General features: G+C 69.7%; 16 protein-coding genes. 11 read left to right on the top strand and 5 right to left on the bottom strand.

Translation table 11 applies throughout. From position 1 onward, the window contains the following. The first annotated feature begins 60 nt into the window (after nucleotides 1-60). From RNL97_RS15175 to RNL97_RS15145, 7 genes are all read left to right on the top strand, one after another. Nucleotides 61-477, top strand: a complete 417-nt coding sequence (locus tag RNL97_RS15175; RefSeq protein ID WP_243314335.1) for a hypothetical protein — start codon at nucleotides 61-63, stop codon at nucleotides 475-477. Beyond that, a complete protein-coding gene (locus tag RNL97_RS15170; RefSeq protein ID WP_243314334.1) occupies nucleotides 474-2,294 on the top strand; it encodes an alpha/beta hydrolase in 1,821 nt (606 codons plus the stop codon). Before RNL97_RS15175 ends, RNL97_RS15170 begins: the two co-directional genes overlap by 4 nt. Nucleotides 2,295-2,374: 80 nt before the next feature. Continuing rightward, nucleotides 2,375-2,830: a hypothetical protein gene (locus RNL97_RS15165; protein ID WP_030582176.1), complete on the top strand. Its 456-nt coding sequence runs from the start codon at nucleotides 2,375-2,377 to the stop codon at nucleotides 2,828-2,830. 233 nt (nucleotides 2,831-3,063) lie between these two features. Continuing rightward, entirely contained in the window at nucleotides 3,064-5,424 is a 2,361-nt protein-coding gene (locus RNL97_RS15160; protein WP_313750794.1) for an alpha/beta hydrolase, read from the top strand. Next, the gene (locus RNL97_RS15155; RefSeq protein WP_030582165.1) at nucleotides 5,421-6,011 is read left to right on the top strand and encodes a hypothetical protein; all 591 of its coding nucleotides are present in this window, start codon (nucleotides 5,421-5,423) and stop codon (nucleotides 6,009-6,011) included. Before RNL97_RS15160 ends, RNL97_RS15155 begins: the two co-directional genes overlap by 4 nt. Before the next feature lie 175 nt (nucleotides 6,012-6,186). Further along, nucleotides 6,187-7,158 carry a C40 family peptidase gene (locus RNL97_RS15150; protein WP_050500031.1) on the top strand — a complete coding sequence of 324 codons (972 nt, stop codon included), beginning with the start codon at nucleotides 6,187-6,189 and terminating at the stop codon, nucleotides 7,156-7,158. A 343-nt stretch (nucleotides 7,159-7,501) separates the two neighbouring features. Beyond that, nucleotides 7,502-8,233, top strand: coding sequence for a phosphatase PAP2 family protein (locus tag RNL97_RS15145; protein WP_030582153.1), 732 nt, complete (start codon nucleotides 7,502-7,504; stop codon nucleotides 8,231-8,233). Between the two features lie 128 nt (nucleotides 8,234-8,361). Here the strand turns inward: RNL97_RS15145 and RNL97_RS15140 are convergent, their stop codons facing one another. Continuing rightward, nucleotides 8,362-8,610 (bottom strand): hypothetical protein, encoded by a 249-nt coding sequence (locus tag RNL97_RS15140; protein WP_078652012.1) that lies wholly within the window; start codon nucleotides 8,608-8,610, stop codon nucleotides 8,362-8,364. Between the two features lie 113 nt (nucleotides 8,611-8,723). Here RNL97_RS15140 and RNL97_RS15135 point away from each other — a divergent pair, with 113 nt between their 5' ends. Beyond that, a complete protein-coding gene (locus RNL97_RS15135; protein WP_030582150.1) occupies nucleotides 8,724-9,605 on the top strand; it encodes an SCO4651 family lipoprotein in 882 nt (293 codons plus the stop codon). Between the two features lie 183 nt (nucleotides 9,606-9,788). Beyond that, nucleotides 9,789-9,992 carry a hypothetical protein gene (locus tag RNL97_RS15130; RefSeq protein WP_243314332.1) on the top strand — a complete coding sequence of 68 codons (204 nt, stop codon included), beginning with the start codon at nucleotides 9,789-9,791 and terminating at the stop codon, nucleotides 9,990-9,992. Nucleotides 9,993-10,010: 18 nt separating this feature from the next. Here the strand turns inward: RNL97_RS15130 and RNL97_RS15125 are convergent, their stop codons facing one another. Beyond that, complete coding sequence (locus RNL97_RS15125; RefSeq protein ID WP_030582139.1) at nucleotides 10,011-10,415, bottom strand: metal-sensitive transcriptional regulator; 405 nt, start codon at nucleotides 10,413-10,415, stop codon at nucleotides 10,011-10,013. Nucleotides 10,416-10,602: 187 nt separating this feature from the next. On the opposite strand from RNL97_RS15125, the gene RNL97_RS15120 reads away from it, so the two are divergent. Further along, on the top strand, nucleotides 10,603-11,223 hold the full coding sequence (locus tag RNL97_RS15120) for a DUF47 domain-containing protein (RefSeq protein WP_030582136.1): 621 nt from the start codon (nucleotides 10,603-10,605) through the stop codon (nucleotides 11,221-11,223). 5 nt (nucleotides 11,224-11,228) lie between these two features. After that, entirely contained in the window at nucleotides 11,229-12,227 is a 999-nt protein-coding gene (locus RNL97_RS15115; RefSeq protein ID WP_030582130.1) for an inorganic phosphate transporter, read from the top strand. A gap of 150 nt (nucleotides 12,228-12,377) precedes the next feature. On the opposite strand, the gene pstB is transcribed toward RNL97_RS15115, so the two are convergent. From pstB to pstC, 3 genes are read right to left on the bottom strand one after another with little or no spacing between them, the layout of a single operon-like run. Further along, nucleotides 12,378-13,154, bottom strand: a complete 777-nt coding sequence (pstB, locus tag RNL97_RS15110) for a phosphate ABC transporter ATP-binding protein PstB (RefSeq protein ID WP_030582127.1) — start codon at nucleotides 13,152-13,154, stop codon at nucleotides 12,378-12,380. A gap of 39 nt (nucleotides 13,155-13,193) precedes the next feature. Next, nucleotides 13,194-14,276, bottom strand: a complete 1,083-nt coding sequence (gene pstA / locus RNL97_RS15105; protein WP_030582204.1) for a phosphate ABC transporter permease PstA — start codon at nucleotides 14,274-14,276, stop codon at nucleotides 13,194-13,196. Next, on the bottom strand, nucleotides 14,273-15,274 hold the full coding sequence (gene pstC, locus RNL97_RS15100; RefSeq protein ID WP_030582124.1) for a phosphate ABC transporter permease subunit PstC: 1,002 nt from the start codon (nucleotides 15,272-15,274) through the stop codon (nucleotides 14,273-14,275). The genes pstA and pstC overlap by 4 nt, the downstream gene beginning before the upstream one ends. Nucleotides 15,275-15,364: the final 90 nt, after the last annotated feature.

The raw sequence follows: 15,364 nt of genomic DNA, 5'->3' as shown, positions 1-15,364 counted from the left end.
TGTCGTGTACCACCGATTTGGCACAGTGCCGCTCCACGATCAGGAGATCAAGAGAACGGGGTGAGCGGTGTGGGCGGAGTGACCGTGGTCGGGCAGCCGAACGACGGCCGGGACTGGGTGGGGGCGTTGGCCGGATCGGCGGGGGCGGCCGGGGGAGGGGATCTCCGGCACAGCCGTGGTCCATGGTTGCGGGCCGCCGGCGGGGCCGATCAGCTGGTCACGCTCCTCGGCCCGGTGAAGAGCGAACTGGAGGTGGCGCACCGCGGCGTGACCGCGGGGGCCGGAGCGCTGTCCGCGCTGGCGGAACTGGGTGCCGTGCGGGCCTCGTGGGAGCGCCGGATCGAGGACGCGCGCAAGGAGTGCGGGAGCCTCGGCGGGAAGATGCGGGCGGTCGTCCAGGGCCAGACGCAGGCCAACGAGGCGGTGAAGAGCGGCTTCGACGGGGTGAAGGCGCCGAGCGTGGGTGGCGCGCGGTGAGTCGGCGGAGCGGCGGGGCGGGTTCCGGGCTGACCTGGTCGGCGTTACGTGAGGTGAAGTGGGCCGAACTGGAGCAGGCGGCCGACGGTTGGGGGCGGGTCGGCAACCGGGCGGACGCGGCCCGGGACCGTATCGAGGGACAGCTCCTGCCGGGGCTGCGCGATACGCAGAGGGGGGAGGCGCCGGACGCGGCCGTGCGGGGGTTGCGGCGGCTGGGGACGAACTTCCAGTACATCTACACCGAGTGCGGGTTGCTGCGGACCACGCTGAACAGCCTGGCCCATGAGATCAAGACCCAGCAGCGGGTGTTGCAGGGGGCGCTGGACGATGCGGCGGCGTTGCGCTTCACGGTGCACGCGGACGGGTCGGTGACCTATCCGGCGGCGGGTGACGGCCTGATCGACGGGAAGCCGTTGGCGGGCGGGACGGCGTCGGGGGTTCCGAACCCGGGCATGGCCCCGCCTCCGGGCCTCGTCGCGCCCAACCCGAACGCTGGCAAGGCGCAGGACATCGCGGACCGGGTGGCACAGGCGGTGCGGGCGGCGGCCGATGCGGACTGGCGGTACACCAGGATCCTGCGGTCGTTGAAGGCGCACGAGGGGCTGGGCGTTCCGGTGGGGACGTGGACGGACGCGGCGGCCGATGCGGCGGCGGTGCGGGATGCGGCGCGTGGGTACCTGAAGGACGCGATCCCGCACGACGCGAGTCCGGCGGAGCGCAAGGCGTGGTGGGCCGGCCTGACGGACGAACAGCGCGAGGAGTACCTCGCGGTGTACCCGGACCGGATCGGCAACCTGGACGGGATTCCGGCCCTGGTCCGGGACGCGGCGAACCGGGACAACCTTCAGCTGCTGATGGGGAAACTGGAGGGGCGGGACGACGCTGATTCGGCGACCAAGCTTGCGGCGCTGCGGGAGATCGACCGGCAGCTGCGAGCGGGGCCGAAGGTGGGGGAGCCGCCTATGTACTTGCTCGGGATCGGGGATCAGGGGAACGGTCGGGCGATCGTGTCGTACGGGAATCCGGATACGGCGCGGAATGTGGCGGCTTATGTGCCGGGGTTGAATACGTCGTTGGACGAGGAGTTTGCAACGGGGGATCTGAAGCGGGCGCGTGATCTGTCCATCGTCGCGAATCGACACGGAGCGCCCGCCGCTGCAATCGCATGGCTCGGATACGACGCACCCCAGTCGCCTGACGGGCTCCGGAGCCTAGCTGTCGCTGTGGATGGCAGGGCAGAGCAGGGCGGCAGAGCGTTCCATGAGTTCATGGGAGGGATTAAAGCGGCTAACGACCATGATGATCCTCGTATGACGGCCATCGGTCACTCCTACGGATCGCGGACAGTTGGCGGTGCTGCGCAACATCCTGGGGGAATTCCCGGTGTCGATGAAATCGTGTTTGTCGGAAGCCCGGGAGTGGGTGTCGACAGTGCCGACGGCTTGGGAGTGGGGCGGGATCATGTGTTTGTCGGGGCCGCTGCAAACGATGTGGTGACCAAGCTTCCGTCCAAGGCTGAATCAGCGCTCGGGATGGCAGGGGTGGGTTTTGGGGGTCCGGCGGGTGCCTATGCCTTCGGTGACCTGGTCGACCGGCGGGACGACGATGTCTGGTTCGGTAGAGACCCGGCCAGCGAAGCGTTCGGGGCGAGGCGGTTCGAGGTGGGTGATGGGCCATTCCTGATCGGGAAGGGCAAGATCAACGTCGATGCGCATTCGGAGTACTTCGATCCCGAAATCGACCGAGCGTCGGTCGAAAACATGGCACTGATCACTGCGGGTCATGCGGACAGAATCAAGAGGGAGGAGCCGCGTTGATAGCCCGATTTCGATCAGCGGGGGTGGCCGTTTTGGTAAGTTCTCTACTGGCGGGGTGTGCCGGGAATCGGGGTAGAGAGATGGATATGCAGGATGCCGCTGAACGCGCGGATGAGATGCTCGACAGTGTGCTGGCCGAAATCGATCCGAGTGTGCGTTGGGTGCATGGCCCGACCACGACGGGGGGCTGCACCGTCACGCGGAGGCGAACAGTCATGACCGTCGTATCACCCCAGCGGAGAGGTAGCCTGCTGGGCGTGGTGGATAGGTTCTGGCGGAAAAGCGGCTACCGCGTGACCGCGATTAACAGCCATGTCGACGCCCCTGCGATCTTTGTGCGGACTCACGACGGATTTCAAGTGAGCCTGACTGTCGCAGACAAGGGCCAAGTGCATTTCGACGTGGACAGCCCCTGCGTCCGCCACTCCGAGGTAGCCGATTCCACCAGCCCGGCCACCGCCTCCCTCGACCCCGGCGCGGAGCTCATCCCCCGTCCCGACATTCACTCCGACTTCTGGTCGGCAAGCGGGTCGTGATCGGGCCAGGGTGGCTCAACTCGGCTGACGCGCAATGGCTTTGAGCCCTGTATTGGGTCCTGGGGCCCATGTCGGGCCCCCTACCCGTGTGGTCGCATACGCGGAGTGACTGACCTGTCGCCCGTTCCGCCCACTCACGAGGTAGGGGACTGCTCTTGTCCGGCATACGAAGAAGCCCGGTCCCTGTTGGCGTCGATGTAAGCGCTGCCGTAGCGGGGGCGGGTGGGCGGTTGATGCCCCGGCCGTTGCAGGCGGCGCTGATCCTGCTTCACGTGCTCTTCGTGGCCACCCTGGTGGGCGGCGTCCGGGCCCTGTCGACGGCGTCCTCGGTGGACGCGGTCGACGGGTACCTCCTCGGGCTGCTGCTCTACGCGTCGTTACCCGGGGCCGCCGTCTTCGTGCTGTCGCTGTACGTCCGTCACGGCGGCGTTCGCGTCTGGTACGGGCTCCTCGCCGTGCTGGCCTGGATCGTCCTCGGTGTCCTCGCCGAGCTGAGCGGCGGGGCCGAGGGGCAAGGCGTGGCGCGGTCGGCCGTACCGGTGGCCGTCATCGTGCTGCTGTGCCGGCCGGAGAGCCGTCGGTGGTTCCGCAGCGGCCCGGAGCAACGGGCCGAGCAACGGCTCTTCAGCTTCGCCGGGATGATGAAGCTTCGCCGTGACGGCGGGCAGACCGCGCTGGAGTACCTCGGCCTCGTCCTGGTCGTCGTCGCTCTCGTCGGCGGGCTCATGGCCACGGGGACCGGGCAGCAGCTGACCGCGGAGATCCGCAGCGCGATCTGTGAACTGACCGGCAGTTCGTGCCCGGGGCCGGGACGCGACGTCGTGGCCGGTGGCGGGAGCAGCGACGGGAGTGCCGACGGTAGCGGCAGCGGCCCCCATGACTCCCTGGGCGCTGGTGCCGACGGAGGCGGTGGGGAGGGCGAGTCCAGCCTTACCGGTGGTACCGGCAGCACCGGTACCACGGGTGAGACCGCCACCGGCGGCACCCCCGGTTCCAGCGGTACCCCCGGTTCCAGCGGTACCACCGGTACCACCGGTACCAGCGGCACGAGCGGCACCACCGGCCGCCCCGGCGACACCGCCACCACCGGAGACCCCGACACCCCCCAAGGCGGCAACCCCTTCCCCCAGGGCGACCCCATCGTGCCGGTCGACGCGGGTAGACCCGCAGGTCCCCACGGCGGCGGGTTCCTCGGTGGGTTTCTCGGGGACGGGGTGGGGGGTGACGTCCGAGGGGTCGTCGGCGCGGTTCTGCGGCCGGGGGAGACCGGGCAGCGCATCGCCGATCAGTGGGGGCGCGACACCCGTGGCGCGGAGCAGAAGTGGGCGCGGGGCGACTACATCGGTGCGGCCTGGGACTGGAACAAGGCCGTCGGCGGTGCCGGCGCCGGGCTGGCGATACCCGGGTCCGGGGCGCGGGTCGACGCCGAGGTGCGGGACGCCGAGCGCGCGCACCTCAGCGAGCGGATCCCGCGGAACGCCACGCCCGCCCAGCGCAAGGCCTGGTGGGACGGGCTCTCGCCGGAGGAGCGGGAGCGGTACATCGAGCTCGTCCCGGAGCGGATCGGCAACCTCGACGGCATCCCGGTCCTCGCCCGGGACGCCGCCAACCGCCGCAACCTTCCGGCGCTCATCGACAAGCTGGAGGGCGTCGACACCGACAAGGCCCGCGACCAGCTGGCCGGGCTGCGCGAGATCGAGCGGCAGTTGAACGAGAACGGGAAGCCGCCCATGTATCTCATCGGGATCGGGGATGAGGGCAACGGGCGGGCTGTGGTCTCGTTCGGTAACCCCGATGCCTCCCAGCACGTGTCCGCTTACGTGCCGGGGCTCAACACGTCCCTGGACGAGGAGTTCGCCAAGAACGACCTCGGGCGGGCCCGCGACACCGCGATCGGGGCGCAGGGGTACGACGAGTCCACGGCGTCCATCGTCTGGCTCGGGTACGACGCCCCGCAGCTGCCGGACAAGGACGGGGCGGCCGGCTACTTCGCCGTCATGGGCACCGGGCGGGCCGAGAAGGGCGGGGTGGCCTACCGTGACTTCATGGGCGGCATCTCCGTCACCAACCAGAACAAGGACCCGCATCTGACCGCCATCGGGCACTCCTACGGGTCCCGGACCGTGGGCGCGGCAGCGGCCCGGCCCGGGGGGATCCCCGGCGTCGACGACATCATCCTCGTCGGCAGCCCGGGGGTCGGCGTCGACCACGCCGTGGACCTCGGCGTCGGCAGCGAGCACGTCTTCGTGGGGGCCGCCGCCAACGACCCGGTGACCAAACTGCCCTCGAAGACCCAGGTCGCGGTCGGCGGGCTCGGGCTGGCCCTGGGCGGGCCCGGCGGGGCGTACGTCGCCGGCGATCTCGCCGATCCGGGTGACGACGACCTCTGGTTCGGGAAGGATCCCGCGAGCAAGGCGTTCGGGGCCCGGCGCTTCCCGGTGGCCGACGGGCCGCCCCTGGTCAGCGGGAGCGGCATCAGTCTGGACTCGCACTCGAACTACTTCAGCCCGGAACGCGACGCCGTGTCCGCGGACAGCATCGCCCTGATCGTGTCGGGCAACGCCGACCGGCTCAAGATGGAGGAACCGAAGTGAGGCGAGCGAAGCGGGCCCTGCCCCCCGTCGCGGTGGTCCTGGTCCTGGCCCTCGGGGTTCCGCTGGCCGGGTGCGGGAGCGAGAGCGGCTCGCGGGGGGAGGCCACGAGTGCCGGGAAGGAGAGCGGGACGATGGATATGCAGGAGGCTGCCGAGCAGTCCGACGCCATGCTCGATGCCGTCCTGAAGGGCATCGACCCCGACGTGCAGTGGGCTCACGGGCCGACCACCACGCGGGCCTGCGGGGTGACCCGTCGGCGTGCCGTCATGACCATCGTCTCCCCCGAACGCCGCCAGACGTTCCTGGACCGCGCCGAGACGTTCTGGCGGAAGAACGACTACCGGATCAAGGCGGTCAACAAGGACGAGAAGTTCCCGGCGGTCTACGCGGTCACCCGGAGCGGATTCGGTGTCAGCGTCTCCTTCCGGGGGAAGGGGCAGGCCTTCCTGGAGGCCGACAGCCCCTGTGTGAAGGAGTCGAAGGTCGCCGCCCCCAAGACCGGGCCGAACGGTCCCGCCTACAAGGACGTCTATCCGCTTCCCCGGCCCAATGTCCGTTCCGACTTCTGGTCCGGCGGCGGCGGATGAGGCGCCGTCAGCCCTGATGCCGGTGAGCCGTCGGCGCCCCCGTGTGCTTCGGGTGCGCCGGTGGTGTGCCGCGGATGACTCGTACACACCGTCGAAAACACCCCTGAAGCGCGCCCCGATGGGGGATGGTTGAGGGGTGCGGAAATTCTGGGTCTTCGGTGGCATCGGCGTCGGCATGGTCATGTGCTTCCTGGCGCTGCTCGTCGTCGGTACGTACTCCGCCGCCGCCGGCCTCGCCGGCTCGGGGGGCGGCGGCGCCGTGGCGCTGGCCAAGGGGGCGGTGCCAGCGCGCTTCCAGCCGCTGGTGCAGAAGTGGGGCAACCTCTGTCCCGCCATCAACCCGGCTCTGCTGGCCGCGCAGTTGTACCAGGAGAGCGGCTGGAACCCGAGGGCGCAGAGCCACGCCGCCGCGCAGGGCATCGCCCAGTTCATCCCCGGCACCTGGGCCACGCACGGGATCGACGGCAACGGTGACGGCAGGCGGGACGTGTGGGACCCCGCCGACGCGATCCCCTCGGCCGCGTCGTACGACTGCGAGCTCGCCGGGTACGTGAAGAAGGTGCCGGGCGACCGGACGAACAACATGCTGGCCGCGTACAACGCCGGCGCGTACGCGGTGATCAAGTACGGCGGCGTGCCTCCTTATAGAGAGACGCAGAACTACGTCAAGATCATTCGTTCCCTGGAGAAGAGCTTCGCCCGGCCCGTCGGCCGGGTCGCGCCCTCCCGGCAGGCCGCCGGGGCCATCTACTTCGCCCAGAAGAAGCTCGGCACGCCTTACCTGTGGGGCGGTAACGGGACGCCCGAGCAGCAGGGGCGGTTCGACTGTTCCGGGCTGACCCAGGCCGCGTACCGGACGGTGGGCATCGAGCTGCCGCGGGTCGCCAACGACCAGTACAACGCGGGGCCGCATCCCTCGCGGGACGAGCTGCTCCCGGGGGATCTGGTGTTCTTCTCCGACGACCTCGCCAATTCGCGGGCCATCCGGCACGTGGGGTTGTACGTCGGGGGCGGCTATATGATCAATGCGCCGTTCACCGGGGCGGTCATCCGGTTCGACAAGATCGATACGCCGGACTACTTCGGTGCGACCCGGGTCACCAAGGACGGTGCCGCCGCCCTTCCGACCGATCTGCCCACGGGGTGACGTACGTCTCGCGCGGGCTTCCGGAGCGGCGAAGGGTGCTGACGGGCAGTCGGCCCTGGCGGGAACTCTCCGTGAAGCCTGGGCCCTGAGCTGCGACGACGAGTCACTCTTCGATAACGTCATAGTGATCATTCGGTGGAGAGCGGAACGCACGCGACGCCCGGGCCGTTCCCTGGACGGGGAACGGGAACGCCCTACGCACTGACCATGCGTCGCAGTGAGGCAGTGAAGCTGTGCGGTGCAGTGCGGTAACGGATCGCACCGGATACGGGGGTTCGACCAGGGCGGCACGCAAGGACGCGCGTCGCAGCAGAGAAGCAGACAAGGCAAGGGGCCGCAGCAGATGGCTGGACTCGAACTCGACGGGTCGAACCCGGACGTCAGTCTGCTCTACGACATCAACGGCCTGGCGAAGGCCGCTCCCACCTGGTTCGACCGGGTCATGGAGTACGTCGGCGAGTACGGGATCATGGTCGGCCTCGTTCTGGTGGGCCTGTGGTGCTGGTGGAGCATGCGGGGTCGCGGGACGGCCGAGGACGCCGTCACGGCTGCCGCAGCCATCGTCTGGGCGCCGCTCGCCGCCGCCATCGCGATTCTCATCAACATCCCGATCCGCGGCTTCGTCGAACGGCCACGCCCCTTCAACGACCACGAGGGCCTTGAGGTCCTGATCCACGGCAAGACGGACTTCTCGTTCGTCAGCGACCACTCCACCCTGGCCATGGGCATCGCCGTCGGCATCTTCGTGGCGAACCGGAAGTTCGGCTTCGTCGCGATCGGCCTCGCGCTCTTCGCCGGTTTCAGCCGGATCTACATGGGCGTCCACTACCCGACCGACGTGATCGGCGGCTTCGCTCTCGGTACGGCCGTCACCCTGCTGCTCGCCCCGCTCGCCATGGCGCTGCTGACCCCGCTGATGGCGGCGGTCGCCCGCTCGCCGCGCGTCGGCTGGTTCGTCCGGTCGAAGAGCGCGGCCGTCGCGTACGCGGACGAGCGCGGCGAGGCGGTCGGCATCCCCGAGCCGCGGCCCGGTTCCCGGCGGGGCGACCCGGGGGAGAAGGACCTGGCCGCCTGACGGTCCCGGGGGTCCTCTCCTGCCTCCCCTCCCGTTCCTCCACTTCCCCCAGGCGTCCCCGGCGCCTGGGGGTTCGTGCTGTACGGGCCCGGGTGCGGCGCAGCGGTACGGCGGACCCGCGCGGTGGATCAGGGGGTGGCGAGGTGTTCGGCGGCGTCGGTACGGGCCCGGTCCCGGGATCTGCGCGCCGGGCCCGACCAGCCGCAGCTGCAGCGGGCCAGGCAGAACGAGCCTCGTTCGATCGTTGTGGCGCTGTGCCCGGCGGGCGGGCCCGGAGGGGGAGCCTCCGGCAGCGATTCCGCGAGGACGGGGGTGGTCCGGACGGGGGTGCGTGGCGCGGCGGTGGTGCGGGCCGCGGCGGGGGAATCCTCATGCACCCGTCCACGGTACTGGCCGCAGCGCCCCCGCGGCGTGACGGGGGACGGCGGCGGTCGTTATGCGGAGCGGGTCAGGGCTCGGCCGGGCGGCAGTCGTTGGGGGTTGGCAGGCGATGGTGGTGCAGCAGTACAGGGACGGAGGCGGGGCCCGTGCTGTCCGCGCCCTCGCCGCGGCCGGAGTGATCGCGGTCACCGCCGGGTGCTTCGGCGGGGACGGGGGCGGTGGCACGGCCGACGGGTCCGGGCAGCGTTCCGTGGCCGCCGACCGGCCGCTCGATCTGCTCGGGCAGGCGGCGGACGTCCTCGTCGAGGCGGGCGGTGCGGAGACCCGTACGTCGATGGAGACGGCCGTCGGCGGTACGCGGGTCACGATCCGGGGGCAGGGCGCGTACGACTTCCGCAAGCAGATGGGGCGGCTCCGGGTGGTGCTGCCCAAGGACCCGGCGGGCAAGGACGCCGCGGGGGCGGACGGCCACCGGCCGATCACCGAGCTGCTGGCCCCCGGGGCGCTCTACATGAAGAACCGCGGCGCCGGGGTGCCCGACGACAAGTGGGTCAGGATCGACACGACCGGGCTGAAGGACGGCAACCTCGTCACCGGCGGGGTCACCGACCCGATGGCGGCGGCCGAACTGCTGCGCGGCGCGGCCGATGTGACGTACGCGGGGAAGACCGAGCTGGCCGGGGTGGCGGTGCACCACTACCGGGGCGTCGCCGACCTGGTCCGGGCGGCCCGGGCCGCCTCGCCGCAGTCACGCGGGGCGCTGAGCGCGGCGGCGAAAGGGTTCAGCAAGGACGCCGTGCCTTTCGACGCCTACCTCGACGAACACGGCCGGCTGCGGAAGGTCCGCCACCGCTTCACCTTCTCCTCCGACGCCCGGGGCCCGGAGGTGTCGGTGGTCTCGACGCTGCTGCTGTACGGGTTCGGGCTGCCGGTCACGGTGACGCTGCCGGACGAGGACGCCATCTACACCGGCGAGATCCGGCAGGGCTGAGGGTGCCGCAGGCGTCCGGCGGGGTGGGGGAGACGCGGGTACCGGGACGGGCCGGGTGGTGGGGCCGGTTGGGAGGGGGCTCAAAATGGTCCGTCCGTGCCATGCGCGGCACGTATCGCGCTCCCTAGGCTGGGGAGTCGGTGTGCCAGAGGCCGGTGACGGCCGGGAGGACGGCAGAGAGAGGTGACGCGCGTGGTGACGCTCAGCGCTCCGAACGCTCAGGACTGTGTGGCCCTCGCCGAGATCGAGCTGTGCGGCGAGCTGATGATCGCCGCTTCGGCCGCGGGCGAGGAGCGCCTCAGCCCCGACCGTATCGACGAAGTGCTCGACGTCCGGGGCGCCGAGTCCTGGGCGACGGTCCCCCGGCAGGCCGCCCGCCGGGGGTGACGCCCGCGCGGTAGCGCGTCACGTGCGGAGCAGCCGGGCGATCGCCTTCGTGGCCTCCTCGACCTTCGCGTCGATCTCCTCGCCGCCCTTGACGGCCGCGTCGGCGACGCAGTGGCGCAGGTGCTCCTCCAGCAGCTGGAGGGCGAAGGACTGGAGGGCCTTCGTGGACGCCGACACCTGGGTGAGTATGTCGATGCAGTAGACGTCCTCGTCGACCATGCGCTGGAGGCCGCGGATCTGGCCCTCGATCCGGCGCAGGCGTTTGAGGTGCTCGTCCTTCTGGTGGTGGTAGCCGTGAATGCCGCGGTCGTGGTCCGTGACGATGTCCACAGGTGCGGCGGTCGCCCCCGGGTCCGGAGCGGCCGCATCCGCCGCTTCCGTCCCCGTGATCCCTGCCTCGGCCCCGGTTCCGGTCGTGGTCATCTGCGTCCTCCCGTTGTCCTGATATACCCCTGGCGGGTATATGGTAACGAATCCTGCCGAAACGTGACCGGGGGTCCCTGCTGATCGCCGTGTCCGATGGGCGACACTGAAGAACGCCGGTTAGCCGTGGCCGGATGATGCGCCTAGCATCAGCCTGACCGAATCCAAAGCACCCCGAGGACCCCACGTGCGCTTTCGTCTGACCCCCAGGGAGACGAGCTTCTACGACATGTTCTCCGCCTCCGCGGACAACATTGTCACGGGCTCGAAACTCCTGATGGAACTGCTCGGGGCGGATTCTGCCTCCCGAGTCGAGATCGCGGAGCGTATGCGGGCAGCGGAGCACGCGGGGGACGATGCGACCCACGCGATCTTCCACCAGCTGAACTCCTCCTTCATCACGCCGTTCGACCGCGAGGACATCTACAACCTGGCGTCCTCGCTCGACGACATCATGGACTTCATGGAGGAGGCCGTCGACCTGGTCGTCCTCTACCAGGTCCAGGAGCTCCCCAAGGGCGTCGAGCAGCAGATCGAGGTGCTGGCCCGGGCGGCGGAGCTGACCGCCGAGGCCATGCCGGGCCTGCGGACCATGGACAACCTCACCGAGTACTGGATCGAGGTCAACCGGCTGGAGAACCAGGCCGACCAGATCCACCGCAAACTGCTGGCCCACCTCTTCAACGGCAAGTACGACGCCATGGATGTGCTGAAGCTCAAGCAGATCGTGGATGCGCTGGAGGAGGCGGCTGACGCGTTCGAGCACGTCGCGAACACCGTGGAGACCATCGCGGTCAAGGAGTCCTGAACCTCGTGGACACCTTTGCGCTGATCGTGACCATCGGTGTCGCGCTCGGCTTCACGTATACGAACGGCTTCCACGACTCCGCGAACGCCATCGCCACCTCGGTCTCCACCCGGGCGCTGACCCCGCGTGCGGCTCTGGCGATGGCGGCGGTGATGAACCTGGCCGGCGCCTTCTTGGGACAGGGGGTGGCCAAGACCGTCAGTGAAGGCCTCATCGCCACGCCCGTGGGGCAGAAGGGGATGGGGATCCTGTTCGCGGCGCTGGTCGGCGCGATCATCTGGAACCTGATCACCTGGTACTACGGCCTCCCCTCCTCGTCCTCGCACGCCCTGTTCGGTGGCATGGTCGGGGCGGCGCTGGCCGGCGGCACGGACGTCATCTGGTCCGGTGTGCTGGAGAAGATCGTCATCCCGATGTTCATCTCGCCGTTCGTCGGCCTGATCGTCGGCTATCTGGTGATGGTCGGCATCATGTGGATGTTCCGGAACGCCAACCCGCACAAGGCCAAGCGCGGCTTCCGGATCGCGCAGACGGTCTCGGCGGCGGGCATGGCGCTCGGCCACGGCCTCCAGGACGCGCAGAAGACGATGGGCATCGTGGTGATGGCCCTGGTCATCGCCGACATCGAGGGCCCGAACGACGAGATCCCGGTCTGGGTCAAGATCGCCTGTGCCGTGATGCTCTCGCTGGGTACGTACGCGGGCGGCTGGCGCATCATGCGCACTCTCGGCCGCAAGATCATCGAGCTGGACCCGCCGCAGGGCTTCGCGGCGGAGACCACCGGCGCCTCGATCATGTTCGGTTCGGCGTTCCTCTTCCACGCGCCGATCTCGACCACGCACGTCATCACCTCCGCGATCATGGGCGTCGGCGCCACCAAGCGGGTCAACGCCGTGCGCTGGGGCGTCGCGAAGAACATCATCCTGGGCTGGTTCATCACCATGCCCGCCGCGGCCCTGGTCGCCGCGCTGAGCTACGGGGCGGTTCTGCTGCTCTTCGGCTGACGCCTTTCGGCCGAGTGGCGGGAAACCGCTGCTGACACGTGTGGGTCCGCCCCCGTACTCGTACGAGTACGGGGGCGGACCCTTTCGCCTTGTGGTGGCACCGCCATGCAGCACCGCAAGGCCGTATCGGGGGCGTGGAGCCGGGGTGGCTCAGCCGAAGCGGCCGGAGATGTAGTCCTCCGTGGCCTGGACCGACGGGTTGGAGAAGATCCGCTCCGTCTCGTCGATCTCGATGAGCCGGCCGGGCTTGCCGACCGCCGCGAGGTTGAAGAACGCGGTGCGGTCCGAGACGCGGGCCGCCTGCTGCATGTTGTGCGTCACGATGACGATCGTGAAGCGCTCCTTCAACTCGCCGATCAGGTCCTCGATGGCGAGGGTCGAGATCGGGTCGAGCGCCGAGCAGGGCTCGTCCATCAGCAGGACCTGTGGCTCGACCGCGATGGCGCGGGCGATGCACAGGCGCTGCTGCTGACCGCCGGAGAGGCCGGAGCCGGGCTTGTTGAGCCGGTCCTTGACCTCGTTCCAGAGGTTCGCGCCGCGCAGGGACTTCTCGACGACGTCGTTCAGCTCGCTCTTGCGGTAGCTGCCGTTCAGCCGCAGGCCGGCCGCCACGTTGTCGAAGATCGACATGGTGGGGAAGGGGTTGGGGCGCTGGAAGACCATGCCGACCGTGCGGCGCACGGTGACCGGGTCGACGTTGGAGGCGTAGAGGTCCTCGTCGTCCAGCAGCACCTTGCCCTCGACGCGGCCGCCGGGGGTGACCTCGTGCATCCGGTTCAGGGTGCGCAGGAAGGTGGACTTGCCGCAGCCGGACGGGCCGATGAAGGCCGTCACGGAGCGGGGCTCCACGGTCATCGAGATGTCCTCGATGGCCTTGTGGCTGCCGTAGTAGGCGGTCAGGCCGCTGATGTCGATGCGCTTGGCCATGGGAATCACTGCTTCTTTCGGAGGTCGCTGATGGCCGCGTCAGCGACCGGTCTTCGGGGCCTTCCAGCGGGCGATACCGCGGGCCACGAGATTGAGGATCATGACGAAGGCGATCAGCACCAGGGCCGCTGCCCAGGCGCGGTCGTAGGACGCGGCCTCGCCGATCTTGTACTGCTCGTAGATGTAGAACGGCAGCGAGGACTGGGCGCCCGCGAAGGGGTTCGTGTTGATCAGCTGGCTGCCGAAGACCAGCAGGATGATCGGGGCCGTCTCACCGGCGATACGGGCGATGGCGAGCATGACGCTCGTGGTGATGCCGCCGATCGCGGTCGGCAGGACCACCTTGAGAATGGTGCGCCACTTCGGGATGCCGAGGGCGAGGGAGGCCTCGCGCAGCTCGTTGGGGACGAGCTTGAGCATCTCCTCGGTGGAGCGGACCACGACGGGGATCATCAGGATCGTCAGGGCGAGGGCGCCCATCAGGCCGGAGGGCTCCAGGTTGGCGATCAGCATGATCGACAGGATGAAGAGACCGGCCACGATGGACGGGATGCCCGTCATCACGTCGACGAAGAAGGTGACGGCCCTGGCCAGCGAGCCCTTGCCGTACTCGACGAGGTAGACGGCGGTCAGCAGGCCGAGCGGGGCGGAGATCACCGTGGCGATGCCGACCTGCTCCAGGGTGCCGATCAGCGCGTGGTAGACGCCGCCGCTGGGCTCGAAGCCGAGCACACCGGCCATCGAGTGGGTGAGGAAGTAACCGTCGAGCCGCTCCGCGCCGCGGACGATCGTCGTCCAGAGCAGCGAGGCGAGCGGGACGACGGCGATCAGGAAGCAGACCCACATCACGCTGGTGGCGAGGCGGTCCTTGGCCTGGCGCTGGTTCTCGACGACCGTCGTGGCGACGTAGGAGATGGCCAGGAAGAGCAGGGCCGAGATCAGGCCCCACTGGATGCGGCTCTCCCAGCCGGCGGCCAGCGAGATGCCGACGCCGAGCGCGACGGAGACGACGGCGAAGCCGAGCGGTGCGAGGCGGGGCAGGGAGCGGCTGCCGAGGCTGCTCTCCGGGGAGGGCGATGCGGGCGACGGGCGTTCCATGACGCCGGTGGGTGCGTGGCTCATGCGTTGGCCCCCGAGTACTCCTTGCGGCGGGCGATGATGAGCCGGGCCGCGCCGTTGACCAGCAGGGTGAGGACGAAGAGGACGAGACCGGAGGCGATCAGGGCGTCCCGCCCGAACGCGTCGGCCTCGCCGAAGTTGGCCGCGATGTTCTGGGCGAACGTGCCGCCGCCCGGGTTGAGCAGGTGCAGCGAGATGAGGAAGTTCGGGGAGAGGACCGTGGCGACGGCCATCGTCTCGCCGAGCGCGCGGCCGAGGCCCAGCATCGAGGCGGAGATGATGCCGGAGCGGCCGAAGGGCAGCACGGAGAGGCGGATGACCTCCCAGCGGGTGGCGCCGAGCGCGAGCGCGGCCTCCTCGTTCATCTTCGGGACCTGGAGGAAGACCTCGCGGCTGACGCTGGTCACGATCGGCAGGATCATGATCGCGAGCAGGATGCCGACGGTGAAGAGCGAGCGGGCGACGCCGACCTCGGTCTTCTCGAAGATGTACGTCCAGCCGAAGAACTGGTCGAGCCAGAGGTTGAGGCCCTCCAGATACGGCACGAGGACGAGGGCGCCCCAGATGCCGTAGACGATGCTGGGCACGGCGGCCAGCAGGTCGACCACGTACGCGATCGGGGCGGCCAGCTTGCGCGGCGCGTAGTGCGAGATGAACAGGGCGATGCCGACAGCGATCGGAACCGCGATGAGCATCGCGATGATCGAGCTGACGACCGTGCCGAAGAGCAGGACCGCGATGCCGAAGACCGGGGGGTCCCCGGCCGGGTTCCAGTCGAAGGTGGTGAGGAAGTTTCCCTCGTCCTTCGAGATGGCGAGCACCGAGCGGTAGGTGAGGAACACGGCGATCGACGCCATGATCACGAGCAGCAGGATGCCCGAGCCGCGGGAGAGGCCCAGGAAGATCTTGTCGCCCGCGCGCCCGCTGGACTTGGGGAGCCCGGCCCGTTCGGGCGGGGCCGGCGGGGCCGGTGGCATGTCTATGGGTGTGGTGGAAGCCATGGTCTTTCCGGTCTGTGTGGGGGAGCCGTGGCTCCCCTGGCGGCGGTGCACCGGATGGCCGGGGCGGCCGGGCCCGGGTGGGGACCCGGC

Origin of the sequence: Streptomyces parvus (assembly GCF_032121415.1) — a bacterium.
Classification (GTDB): domain Bacteria; phylum Actinomycetota; class Actinomycetes; order Streptomycetales; family Streptomycetaceae; genus Streptomyces; species Streptomyces globisporus_A.
This window is presented reverse-complemented; position numbering and strand designations above follow the sequence as displayed.

Bases quoted from the DNA above. Each gene is read 5' to 3' on its own strand.
- pstA (WP_030582204.1), bottom strand. From the start codon at position 14,276: ATGAGCCACGCACCCACCGGCGTCATGGAACGCCCGTCGCCCGCATCG.
- RNL97_RS15160 (WP_313750794.1), top strand. From the start codon at position 3,064: ATGCCCCGGCCGTTGCAGGCGGCGCTGATCCTGCTTCACGTGCTCTTC.
- RNL97_RS15150 (WP_050500031.1), top strand. From the start codon at position 6,187: ATGGTCATGTGCTTCCTGGCGCTGCTCGTCGTCGGTACGTACTCCGCC.
- RNL97_RS15125 (WP_030582139.1), bottom strand. From the start codon at position 10,415: ATGACCACGACCGGAACCGGGGCCGAGGCAGGGATCACGGGGACGGAA.
- pstB (WP_030582127.1), bottom strand. From the start codon at position 13,154: ATGGCCAAGCGCATCGACATCAGCGGCCTGACCGCCTACTACGGCAGC.
- RNL97_RS15135 (WP_030582150.1), top strand. From the start codon at position 8,724: ATGGTGGTGCAGCAGTACAGGGACGGAGGCGGGGCCCGTGCTGTCCGC.
- pstC (WP_030582124.1), bottom strand. From the start codon at position 15,274: ATGGCTTCCACCACACCCATAGACATGCCACCGGCCCCGCCGGCCCCG.
- RNL97_RS15145 (WP_030582153.1), top strand. From the start codon at position 7,502: ATGGCTGGACTCGAACTCGACGGGTCGAACCCGGACGTCAGTCTGCTC.
- RNL97_RS15165 (WP_030582176.1), top strand. From the start codon at position 2,375: ATGGATATGCAGGATGCCGCTGAACGCGCGGATGAGATGCTCGACAGT.